The sequence below is a fragment of the Ensifer sp. GW823-FHT05D09 genome, assembly GCF_058795755.1.
This window is the reverse complement of sequence record NZ_JBXAIA010000028.1, coordinates 1-1274: the sequence shown is the minus strand read 5'-3', so window position 1 is coordinate 1274 and position 1274 is coordinate 1. Positions and strand designations below refer to the sequence as shown.

Annotated in this window: 1 protein-coding gene; it reads left to right on the top strand. The window is 64.8% G+C overall.

Annotated features, from left to right (window positions below; translation table 11 throughout):
- Nucleotides 1–1274, top strand: a 1274-nt coding sequence (locus AC1Q80_RS30760; protein ID WP_492362930.1) for an NAD-dependent succinate-semialdehyde dehydrogenase, incomplete at both ends; no start/stop codon positions are given.

Here is a 1274-nt window from a genome sequence, read left to right as displayed (position 1 = left end):
AAGGACCCGTCACTGTTTCGCCAGGCTGCCCTGATTGGTGGCGAATGGATTGAAGCGGATGCCGCCAATGCGATCGAAGTGACCAACCCGGCGACGGGCGAACTCATCGGACGCGTGCCGAAGCTTGGCGGCAAGGAGACGAAGGCGGCGATCGAAGCGGCGCGTCTGGCGCAGAAGGGCTGGGCTGCTCGCACTGCCAAGGATCGCGCCGGCGTGCTTCGCCGCTGGTTTGAGCTGATGATCGAGAACAAGGACGATCTCGGCCGCATCCTCACGCTCGAACAGGGCAAGCCGCTCGCCGAGGCGACCGGCGAAATCGTCTATGGCGCAAGCTTCGTCGAGTGGTTCGCCGAAGAAGGGCGCCGCATCTATGGCGACCTGATCCCCGGCCACCAGCCGGACAAGCGCATCATGGTGATGAAGCAGCCGATCGGCGTCGTCGCCGCGATCACGCCCTGGAACTTCCCCAATGCGATGATCACCCGCAAGGCGGGTCCTGCCTTTGCAGCCGGCTGCGCCATGGTGCTGAAGCCAGCGGCACAGACGCCGTTCTCGGCCATTGCCATTGCCATTCTTGCCGAACGTGCCGGCCTGCCGAAGGGGCTCTTCAGCGTCGTCACCGGCTCGGCTCGCGAGATCGGCGCGGAGATGACCGCCAACCCGGTGGTGCGCAAGCTGACCTTTACCGGCTCGACGGAAGTCGGCGCTGAGCTCTATCGCCAGAGCGCCGGCACGATCAAGAAGCTCGGGCTGGAGCTCGGCGGCAATGCACCGTTCATCGTCTTCGACGATGCCGATCTCGATGCGGCCGTGGAAGGCGCCCTGATCGCCAAGTTCCGCAACAACGGCCAGACCTGCGTCTGCGCCAACCGCATCTATGTGCAGGACAAGGTCTATGACGCCTTCTCCGACAAGCTGGCGGCGGCCGTTGCCAAGCTGTCGATCGGCAATGGTCTCGACCAGGGCGTGATCCTCGGCCCGCTGATCGACCAGGCGGCACTGGAGAAGGTCGAGGAACACGTTGCCGATGCCACCGCCAAGGGCGCGCGGGTGATCCAGGGCGGCAAGCGCCATGCCCTCGGTGGTACCTTCTATGAGGCGACGGTGCTGGCCGACGTTACCCAGGCGATGGCGGTCGCTCGCGAAGAGACTTTCGGCCCCGTGGCGCCGCTGTTCCGCTTCACCGACGAGGCCGACGTAATTGAAAAGGCCAACGACACGGAATTCGGCCTGGCCTCCTATTTCTATGCGAAGGATCTGGCGCGGGTGTTCCG